The sequence below is a fragment of the Oceanotoga sp. genome, assembly GCF_030445905.1.
Taxonomy (GTDB): domain Bacteria; phylum Thermotogota; class Thermotogae; order Petrotogales; family Petrotogaceae; genus Oceanotoga; species Oceanotoga teriensis.
In genome coordinates this window covers 1-8,255 of sequence record NZ_JASUSU010000074.1, presented here as the reverse complement: position 1 = coordinate 8,255, position 8,255 = coordinate 1, and the positions used below count along the sequence as shown (strand labels likewise).

General features: G+C 26.8%; 14 protein-coding genes. 4 read left to right on the top strand and 10 right to left on the bottom strand.

Translation table 11 applies throughout. From position 1 onward, the window contains the following. Positions 1-11: 11 nt before the first annotated feature. Together PWP28_RS13925 and PWP28_RS13520 are read left to right on the top strand one after the other, a co-directional pair. Complete coding sequence (locus PWP28_RS13925) at positions 12-134, top strand: helix-turn-helix domain-containing protein (protein WP_374045502.1); 123 nt, start codon at positions 12-14, stop codon at positions 132-134. Between the two features lie 96 nt (positions 135-230). After that, a complete protein-coding gene (locus tag PWP28_RS13520) occupies positions 231-407 on the top strand; it encodes a hypothetical protein (protein ID WP_308644984.1) in 177 nt (58 codons plus the stop codon). Between the two features lie 26 nt (positions 408-433). Here PWP28_RS13520 and PWP28_RS13515 read toward each other — a convergent pair whose 3' ends face one another. The 6 genes from PWP28_RS13515 to PWP28_RS13490 all read right to left on the bottom strand — a co-directional run bounded on the left by PWP28_RS13515 (position 434) and on the right by PWP28_RS13490 (position 2,958). After that, positions 434-646, bottom strand: coding sequence for a hypothetical protein (locus tag PWP28_RS13515; RefSeq protein WP_121567337.1), 213 nt, complete (start codon positions 644-646; stop codon positions 434-436). Then, positions 646-1,761, bottom strand: a complete 1,116-nt coding sequence (locus PWP28_RS13510) for an AAA family ATPase (RefSeq protein WP_308644983.1) — start codon at positions 1,759-1,761, stop codon at positions 646-648. The genes PWP28_RS13515 and PWP28_RS13510 overlap by 1 nt, the downstream gene beginning before the upstream one ends. Before the next feature lie 229 nt (positions 1,762-1,990). Then, positions 1,991-2,302 carry a type II toxin-antitoxin system RelE/ParE family toxin gene (locus tag PWP28_RS13505; protein ID WP_121567339.1) on the bottom strand — a complete coding sequence of 104 codons (312 nt, stop codon included), beginning with the start codon at positions 2,300-2,302 and terminating at the stop codon, positions 1,991-1,993. Further along, a complete protein-coding gene (locus PWP28_RS13500; protein ID WP_121567340.1) occupies positions 2,286-2,582 on the bottom strand; it encodes a type II toxin-antitoxin system Phd/YefM family antitoxin in 297 nt (98 codons plus the stop codon). Before PWP28_RS13500 ends, PWP28_RS13505 begins: the two co-directional genes overlap by 17 nt. A 117-nt stretch (positions 2,583-2,699) precedes the next feature. Further along, positions 2,700-2,828 carry a type II toxin-antitoxin system VapC family toxin gene (locus tag PWP28_RS13495; RefSeq protein ID WP_147429929.1) on the bottom strand — a complete coding sequence of 43 codons (129 nt, stop codon included), beginning with the start codon at positions 2,826-2,828 and terminating at the stop codon, positions 2,700-2,702. Next, positions 2,809-2,958 carry a hypothetical protein gene (locus PWP28_RS13490; protein WP_158584840.1) on the bottom strand — a complete coding sequence of 50 codons (150 nt, stop codon included), beginning with the start codon at positions 2,956-2,958 and terminating at the stop codon, positions 2,809-2,811. The genes PWP28_RS13495 and PWP28_RS13490 overlap by 20 nt, the downstream gene beginning before the upstream one ends. 568 nt (positions 2,959-3,526) lie before the next feature. On the opposite strand from PWP28_RS13490, the gene PWP28_RS13485 reads away from it, so the two are divergent. Both PWP28_RS13485 and PWP28_RS13920 read left to right on the top strand, forming a co-directional pair. Then, positions 3,527-4,084, top strand: a complete 558-nt coding sequence (locus PWP28_RS13485) for a Panacea domain-containing protein (protein ID WP_121567341.1) — start codon at positions 3,527-3,529, stop codon at positions 4,082-4,084. Between the two features lie 24 nt (positions 4,085-4,108). Next, positions 4,109-4,273, top strand: coding sequence for a type II toxin-antitoxin system PemK/MazF family toxin (locus PWP28_RS13920; RefSeq protein ID WP_121567342.1), 165 nt, complete (start codon positions 4,109-4,111; stop codon positions 4,271-4,273). A gap of 78 nt (positions 4,274-4,351) precedes the next feature. Here the strand turns inward: PWP28_RS13920 and PWP28_RS13480 are convergent, their stop codons facing one another. The 4 genes from PWP28_RS13480 to PWP28_RS13465 all read right to left on the bottom strand — a co-directional run. Next, the gene (locus PWP28_RS13480) at positions 4,352-5,944 is read right to left on the bottom strand and encodes a hypothetical protein (protein WP_121567343.1); all 1,593 of its coding nucleotides are present in this window, start codon (positions 5,942-5,944) and stop codon (positions 4,352-4,354) included. Positions 5,945-5,955: 11 nt separating this feature from the next. Beyond that, positions 5,956-7,281: a hypothetical protein gene (locus tag PWP28_RS13475; RefSeq protein WP_121567344.1), complete on the bottom strand. Its 1,326-nt coding sequence runs from the start codon at positions 7,279-7,281 to the stop codon at positions 5,956-5,958. 177 nt (positions 7,282-7,458) lie between these two features. Then, a complete protein-coding gene (locus tag PWP28_RS13470; RefSeq protein ID WP_121567345.1) occupies positions 7,459-8,031 on the bottom strand; it encodes a lysine exporter LysO family protein in 573 nt (190 codons plus the stop codon). After that, positions 8,028-8,255 (bottom strand): LysO family transporter (locus PWP28_RS13465; RefSeq protein ID WP_308644982.1); only part of this gene is annotated, 228 nt, incomplete at its 5' end. The genes PWP28_RS13470 and PWP28_RS13465, both read right to left, overlap by 4 nt.

Below are 8,255 nucleotides of genomic sequence, written 5' to 3'. Positions count from 1 at the left end.
TAGCTGCAAAAATAGGAGTACAACAACAAGTAATATCAAGATTTGAAAGAGGTTTAGTAAACCCAAGAATTGACTTTGTTCAAAAACTATTAAATGCTACAGGAAAAGATATTGAAGTTGTAGACAAAAGATAGAAACCAGAGAGTATTTGGTTTTACAGAGAATAAAAAATGGAAATAATTATTATTTATTAACCAAAGTAATGTGCGATTAATGTAGGAGAGGTTAGCATGCCAACAAAAAAAGATAGATCTTTTTTGAATAAAATTGAATACGTTAAAAATACTATGGAAATTGAAGGGTATAGAATAGATGAAGATGATTTGAGATTTTTACAGGAAATAGAAGATAACAAATATACTAAAGAACAGATAGTCCAAAAGGTGTTGAAGGCTCATGAAATTTAGATGAAAGATAGAGAAATAATCGCTTTTTATAGTCCTTGAACTATTTTTTCGTATATTGAATTGATATCTTTAAGGTTTTTCCAGTCAATTTGTTTAATTTTGTCTGTTATTTTATCTAAGGACCAGTCTGGTGAATATATAGATAAATAACATCCTAATTTAGCTTTTTTAGCACTTTCAAGATAAAAACCTATTAAATGACTGTCTGTTCTTCCTTCACAGAGTATAAATGTTTTCATTATCTTAACTCCATATTGTATTTTTCTATGTTTATTAAAGCCTCTTCCCCAGTTAATTTTAGTATCTTCAGTTCGTTATCTAATTCTTTTAATGTAAATATTGAAATATTTTTTTCTAGAAACTCTTTATTTTTGAAAGCTTTTAAAAATATGTGCAAAAATTCTTGATTATGAGAAGTCATAAAGATTTGATTCTCATAGTTATTTGAATAATTAAATAATGTTTCTGCAAAATAGGGAATAGAGTTTGGATGGAATGTTGCGTCTACTTCTTCTATTAAGTGTATTGATTTTGGGTATAAAACCATGCTCCCTATAATATAGTACCATCTTCTAAAGCCATCCCCAAGATCTGAAAAGGAAACCCTTTTATTTTTTAAAGTTATATATATTTTCATTACTCCGTTTGGAAGCGGTATTCCTTCTATATCTTGTATTTCACGATATATTTTTTGAATTTCTTCGATAAATTCTTTCATTTTATTTTTTCTTTTAAGAGCCCCATATATGTTTATAGTTCTTCCTGGTATTCTATGGTCAAGAATATCATGATAAACACAACTTCTTAAAGGCTCTTGTGATGGAATATTTAAGGGGAAATTGATTTTAAATTCTTTTTCTTGACCATTTATTTTTACTTTTAAGTTTCCTAAATATACATTTTGATTCTCTATTTTATTATTTTCTAATTCATTATTTATATTATAATCAATTTTATTAGCATTCATATTTGCATAATCATCGTTCAATGGTTCTAAAATGTCTGATGGTGTAAATTTATAATCTATAATGGATTTTTGATCATTTTGACTAATTGTACTGATAGAAAATTTCATATTGTAGAAGTTATTATTTTCTTTGTTGAATAAATTTATAAAGTTCTCACCAAAATCATATATACCATTAAAATATCCCATTTGTCTTTTCAATAATAAATTATTCACGAGAGCATTAATATTGTACCCACAGCTGTGAGCAAAAACAGCTTCAATTATTGAAGTTTTCCCCATATTATTGTCACCAAAAAACAAATTTATATCAGTTAAGCCCTCTATTTCTAAGTTCTTAAATCTTTTAAAGTTTTTAATAGTTAAGTTTTTATAAATGTTTTTCATTTTTTACACATCCTTATTTTCTAAAAGAAAAATTGTAGTTAGATTTTGACCACAATTAGTACTTATTTTTTACTTATTATAACATATCTGGTAATATATTTTCTTTATTTGTCGCAATTAATATAAAATAGGACAGTACACATTGGTTTGCTTAACGGAGAAATAGCTGAAGTTGTATGACGTTAAACCTTGGTAAAAAATTGTAAAAAAAATAAGCCCTGAGAAGGACTTATAATAAAAAATCGTATTTACTTTTTTCTCGAATAATTCTTCGGATCTGAACTTCTAAAGTGTTTTCTTTTACTAAATAGAAGAATAGATAGTTTTTAATTTCTAGAATGTGATAACCTATAGATTGGAGATGAGTTTCTTGAGGTGTAACCTCCAGATACGGAAAATCTTCTAACTTATAGACAGTATCTTCAATTTGGTCTAGGAATTTCACTGCCACATAAGGATTATCTTCCTGAATATACCCCATAATATCGATCAAATCTTTTCGAGCAATTGGAAAATAGTTAATATTATATTTTTTTCTCATTTATCTTGGCCTTCATTTCATCCATCAATTGTCTATGGGAGATTTTGGTTTTGCTTGATTCACTTTCAGCTTCAGCTTCAGATAATTTTTGGTATATTTCTAGTAAAGCTTGTTGCTTTTCATATAAAGTTTTCTTTTTTTCGTATAAAGTTAGACTCATTAATACCATATCGTTTTTACCGTTTTTGGTTATGAATACCGGTTCGTCTTCATCATGGCATAATTTTGATATTTGTTTATATTTATTTCTTAAATCAGAAACTGTTCTAATATAAGGCATAAAGATTCTCCTTTATCATTATCGATACTTATACTATATCATAATTAAAATAAGATATAACTAATAATGTGTGAATAAAGCTAAGAGATTGCTTGAAGTGATATTGTCAAAATCCACTTATTCAGAAAGAATTTTATTATTTTGTTTTTTGTCTAATAAGTAAACTTTTTCTAAAACATGTACTATTTCTGCTATAACTTCACTTGGAATAAAAAGGTTATTTTCCTCAAATGCTGTTTTCTTCATTGATTAATGCTTCATTTTTATACTTTTTTAACGCTTCTTGCAGGGATTTATGTTTATTTTTTAGATCATATGGTAAATCTGTTTTCTTAGATAATTCATCACTGTTAGTAATCTTTCTAATATAGCTCATTAGTAGCACCTCTTCAGTGTTCTTTTATTAAATTAAACTATAATTCTTTAACAGTTTTTCTGTTGGAAGAGAAAATCAACTGACTAAGGACTATACGTGCAATATTTTGAGTTTTAGTCTAGTGGTATACATAAGAGATATTGAAGTTGTAGACAAAAGATAGAGGTTAAAGGTTATTCGGTTATACTGAGAGCGGTAAAAATCAATATCACAATGTTTAAAATTTACTGTTTATATTGAAAATTTCACAAACATATTGCAAGGGCAGCAACTCTCCAAAGGCATTTCAGCGGAAAATTAATTTTTTAAGAAATTTGGCTGAAGCTCCTTTTCCTTGCACTTTGTTTAGTCGAGGCAATATATAAAAATCATAAAAAATGATGTCATAATTATAATTAAAAGTATCTCTAGTTCATTATTGTAAAAATATGTTTAATTTAAATTTTTTTAGTATAACTTAGGTATAATTTGTAGGTGGAGGTGGAGTTATGAAGAAAAACAAAACAAAATTATTTAATCTAATTCTGCTATATATTTCAAATTTTCAAAATTTTGATGGTATAAAAAAATAAATAAACTTTTATACTTTACTGATTTTAAATATTATGAGAAATTTTCAAAACCAATAACTGGTTATAATTATGTAAAATATCCAAGAGGTCCTGTTATAGAAGATTATCAAAAAATAATAGAAGAAATGGTTAATAATAAACTTTTAAAAAAAGAAAAAATACAAGTTCTAGGAGAAAATAAGATCTATACTATTCACAAATTAGAAAAAATTGTTGAACCTAATTTAGACCTTTTTGAAATAAATGAATTAAAAATTATTAGAGAGGTATGGCATGAAAATGAAATGAAAAACGGTAAGGAATTAGAAGAAGAAAGCCATCGTGATGCTCCTTGGATTTTATCTGAATTTAATCAGATTATTCCTTATTTTTTTGTTAAGTATAGAAATGAAAATTTAGATGATTATAAAATATCAGAAATTAAAGCAGAATATGCCTATAATAGGGCTAAATTATTAGCTAAAGAAGCTAATAAAGAATGTTATAAAAGTAATGACTATGATGATATAAGAATAAATGAGGATTTCAACAGTTTGACAGAAATATATTTTTAAAGTAGTGATTCAAAAAATAATCAATTGAAGTATTTTCATAATTATAAATTAGAAAAATCTAAATATAAAAATCTAAATAAAGATTCTATTGTTGACTGCGCACAAATATTTACTGTTGATAAAACATTTTTGAATAAAAAATGTTTTAGCTTAAATGAGGAAGATAAAATAGAGATAAAAAAAGATTAGCTTATGTTTTGGATATGTAATATTTATTTATAAATTCAAGGTGAAAGGAAACCATTGAGTCTTTAGCTCAATGGGAATTTACTCATATTTCACTTTTAAATATTGAATTGTATCTTCTCTTATAAGATTATCTAGTTGATGGTTTTTAAAAGCTTTATATCCTTGATAAACTATTATGGTAACAACAACAACTCCCACGGAAATTCCGGCAATTAAAGCTGTACCTGCAGCAATCCCGCCGCCACCTGCTGATAATGCTCCTCCACCAAGCCAAGCTAATGCAGCTTTTTTAGCAGCGGCACCAGATAATGATGAAATAGCTACACCAGTTGATGCTTCTCCAAAATTCGTGGCTATAAACATTAAAACACTTTTTACAACAGGTTCAACCATTAAAGTTGCTGCCAGTGTACCACCAAAAGAAATAGTGGTATTTAAAATTGTTTCTTTGGTTAGATCTCCAGAAATCCAGCTTAAAAGTAAATCAACTGCTGTAATCCCTGCTAGCATATATAAATTTGAGACTAAAGGACTTGGGTTTTTTACAAATCTTGAATATAGTACTATGGGTGTTTCAACTGAACCTATAAGTGCGGACCTTAGAAAAGTTCTATTCCAATTTATTTTTTGACCCGTTATATTACTTAGAATAAATTCTTCCAGTAATGATATACCAATTGATGTAAATCCTATTTTTAAAGCATCTGTTAATAATGGATTTACCTTATAAATTTGTGAAGTGCTATATTTATGTAATTCATTATTTTTTAGCCTGGTTTCAAATTGTTTAGTAGCTTTATTATAGGCAGCTTTTTTATTATACCCTTGTTTAATTAATTCTGTCATGTCATTTTTAATTATTCCATTTTTAATTGCATTCCTATGCGATGGAGGAAGATTTTTAAAATTTTCAGTTTTTAAGAGAGTTACTTTCTGACTGTCCATATCAATTATTTTAATTGAGACATTATTATTGTTTTCAAAGTTGAAATTAAAAAGCCTTCTCCTATAATTTAGGTTGCCGTTTTCTATTCCTTCAAGATATTTTACGTGATTGTTTATAGATTTTTTAACTAATTCTATATTTTTAGTATCTTTTATGTAGAGCCTATTATTTATTCTATAAACCTTCACACTTTTATTTCCGGAGATAGGAAGGTCAAAACTATCACTAGCTTTTTTTATATCTATGTTTGGATCAAATTTTATTTCTAAAAAATCTTTTTTTAGATTGCTTATATTATTCTTTATCCAGGTTGGACTCATTTGTTTCCCATGAGATGTGTTCCCTAACTTTGAAGTACCATACTTTGATTCTGAAACTATCATGTCTACTGGACTATCATTTTTGTATTTTAAATATAATCCATCTATTCCATTGTTATTTAAAGATGGAATTACTCTATGCCAACCATCTTTTAGAAAAAATTGATCCATTATATTTTCGGATATATTACCTTTGTACTTGTTAAAGTTATTTATGTAAGGTTGAGTTATTAAATAATTTGGATATTGAGAAGTGTTGTAAATATATTCATTTTTAATGATTCTAGCTGAGTTTGATAGAATTCTCAGAGTGTTTTCTGTTGTTTCTATCTCCCCAAACATTACAGAAAAAGAGTAACTTGGTATTAATATTACTATTATTATTATCATTTTTAAATTTCGCATTTTTATACCCCTTAAAAGTCTTCTAATGCCTTTTTCTTAGAATCTAATAAGTATAAACTTGCGGATATTTTTTCTTCTGCGTTTAACTTACTATATATTTTTGAATAGATTTCATTATATATCATCATTACATCTTGATTCAGTAGAGTTGTATCTAAATCACCTAAGCATAATTCTAACAACTTTCTAGATTCTTCACTATTCAATGTTAAACTCTTAGAATAATTGAAATAATCTTCAAAATTTTGTAAGGCATATCTTTGGTAAGCATTGTAAAGAGTTTTTTGTAAACTTTGAATTTCATAGGTTATTTCTTTATTTAATTCTTCAAATTTTACTTTATATGTTTCAGAGTCCAGACTCGCATATTTATTATTTAAATCAATCTTTAAATTGTTTAGGTTATTTATTTTTGCATAGTATTTATCCTTACTTGCAATTATTTCATCATTTCTCGCTTTTAGAGCGTTATAAATTTGTTCTTCTTTTTTCAGTAGGAAATTATCATAGAAATTAATAAAATCATTTATTATTTTATTTGATTCTGATTCTCCAGCTTTCAAAAGCGGTAAATAAGATATTAATGTCATTTTTATTTCGTTTGCTTTTGCTAAATATATTTCATTATTGTCTTTTTTATTATCACAGGCATCTAAATACTTTTTACCTTGTTCTGTTAAATCTAAAATCAAAAAATAATTATCCCATTTTTCTTCCCAGGTGTTAACTTTGTCTAAAACTTCTTGATCGGAAAAGTCTTCGTATAAATAATTATAGATACTATTCTTATTTTCTTGATATTCTTGAAAATTATTAACCGGTTTTTTTAGAATATTCGTGATATAAGCGGTTATTTCATTATTAGAAATAGTTTCATTATCTTGAAACATGTCTTCTTCAACTTCATTGTAATATCCAATTAATGTATTTTCCAGTTCAGATATTAAATCTGTTAAATTATCTATATTTTCTGATTTTATTGTTAGATATTGATTATATAAAAAAGATATATAATCATTTAGATATGTTGTTTTTAACGAAACATCAGGTATATCTTTTAACGTTTGAACATATTCTTTGGAGTAACTATCCAAATATTGAAATTTGTTTTTTTCTTTATTAATGAAATTTATAAAATAATTATTTGCATTTAAAATGTCTCCATCTTTTAATAATTGTATAGACTTTTCAAATGTTTTAGAATCATTTTCACTTTCCTCATGAAATATAGTTGTATTGTTAGAAATCAGTTCATACATTTTGTAATTAAAAAATATACTTATCCCCAATAATATTATTACAACTAAAAAAAGCGAAATCTCTGTTCCCTTTTTCATAAAAACACCCCCACAATAATAGTTTAATATTATTTTATATTATCGGCTTATATTTTTCAAGATTTTTTTTACTCAACGCAGCAAAAGAAATATTAGCAATGCGCAAATTGTGAATAGAAAGACTTAGCAAATATTTGGAAGAAACAAATTCATTCCGGTTAAATAAACCCAGTCATTTTAAAAAATGATTGTTAGGAGAATAGGAACCGAGATTGAAAGAATTACTCCCTGACCAAAGGCGATTAAAGTAGTTTCTTTATCGGTGCTTTTTGAAATTACTCCAAGCATTGAATCCATAGAAGTTGCTCCCCCAATTGATACTGCTCCTAAAGGAGACCATTTTGCAACTATAGGAATTAAAATTATCGCCAAAACTTCTCTAATTACATTTGCAGTAAAAGAGATTGCTCCTAAAACAGGAGAATAGAGATTGGTTATCATAACCCCTGAAAGAGAATACCAACCGAATCCTGCGGAAGCTCCTAGGGATTCTTTTAAATTCAAGCCCGTAAAAAATATTGCCAGAGATCCAAAGGTAAGACTGCCTAATATAGTTAAAATTGATTGAAAGAGTATATTTTTCATGCTTGCTTTTAATTTTGAGAGGATCTTTTCTTCACTTCCTATATCAACCCCAACACTAAAAACTAAAAACATTAATAAGATAGTTGTTAAATTGCTCGGTATATGGAAGTTAAAGTAAATACCAGATACTATTCCGGCAGTAACTGCAGATAAAAGCAGTATCATTTAGATTTCTCCTTTTTAAAGAACTTTTCGTAAATAGAGGTAAAGATAATGCTCCCAATAATTGAAAAAACTGCAATGTATAAGGCGGTTAATCCTATTTCTGTTATTTGAGAAATCAAAGAATCATCATTGCCAATTTCATAACCCATAAAAAAAAGCAATAAAACTGTGGACCATAAAACGGGGTTAATTTTTTTCAGCCATTTTAGCCGACCTTTAAATCC

Excerpts from the sequence above, each read along its gene's own strand:
- PWP28_RS13520 (WP_308644984.1), top strand. The coding sequence starts at position 231 with ATGCCAACAAAAAAAGATAGATCTTTTTTGAATAAAATTGAATACGTT.
- PWP28_RS13515 (WP_121567337.1), bottom strand. The coding sequence starts at position 646 with ATGAAAACATTTATACTCTGTGAAGGAAGAACAGACAGTCATTTAATA.
- PWP28_RS13510 (WP_308644983.1), bottom strand. The coding sequence starts at position 1,761 with ATGAAAAACATTTATAAAAACTTAACTATTAAAAACTTTAAAAGATTT.
- PWP28_RS13505 (WP_121567339.1), bottom strand. The coding sequence starts at position 2,302 with ATGAGAAAAAAATATAATATTAACTATTTTCCAATTGCTCGAAAAGAT.
- PWP28_RS13500 (WP_121567340.1), bottom strand. The coding sequence starts at position 2,582 with ATGCCTTATATTAGAACAGTTTCTGATTTAAGAAATAAATATAAACAA.
- PWP28_RS13495 (WP_147429929.1), bottom strand. The coding sequence starts at position 2,828 with ATGAAGAAAACAGCATTTGAGGAAAATAACCTTTTTATTCCAAGTGAA.
- PWP28_RS13490 (WP_158584840.1), bottom strand. The coding sequence starts at position 2,958 with ATGAGCTATATTAGAAAGATTACTAACAGTGATGAATTATCTAAGAAA.
- PWP28_RS13480 (WP_121567343.1), bottom strand. The coding sequence starts at position 5,944 with ATGCGAAATTTAAAAATGATAATAATAATAGTAATATTAATACCAAGT.
- PWP28_RS13475 (WP_121567344.1), bottom strand. The coding sequence starts at position 7,281 with ATGAAAAAGGGAACAGAGATTTCGCTTTTTTTAGTTGTAATAATATTA.
- PWP28_RS13470 (WP_121567345.1), bottom strand. The coding sequence starts at position 8,031 with ATGATACTGCTTTTATCTGCAGTTACTGCCGGAATAGTATCTGGTATT.